The following is a 324-nucleotide window of genomic DNA, read 5'->3' on the forward strand; positions in this document are numbered from 1 at the left end:
AAGTCGACTTGGTGGGGCAATTTAGCGTGATGATCGGCGGCTAATTTGTATAATTCATCAAATAATTGTGAGAAAAACAGATTGATGAAGCTTTCATAGGTATTATCCATGACCGGAATAATCACATACAGTACTACTTTGGCTTTGCCAATCTCTTTTAAATCAGAGTCTGAAAAGCTGGTAAAATTGGCCACTTCTTTGTCAACAAACTTCGAAATGGTCGCCAACAGGCTTTCAATAATGCTGGCTTTCATTTCTCCTTTAGCCTTTTTGAAACCTAACTCCTAAGCGCGTCTCGCTGGATCAGTCATAGTTAGATCAAGA

General features: G+C 39.2%; 1 pseudogene. It reads right to left on the minus strand.

Annotated elements, in window-relative coordinates:
* A pseudogene (locus ACKTR2_RS10620) lies at positions 1 to 324 on the minus strand (type IV secretory system conjugative DNA transfer family protein); the annotation flags it as partial.

This window comes from Furfurilactobacillus curtus, assembly GCF_045862785.1.
In the GTDB taxonomy this organism is placed as follows: Bacteria; Bacillota; Bacilli; order Lactobacillales; family Lactobacillaceae; genus Furfurilactobacillus; species Furfurilactobacillus curtus.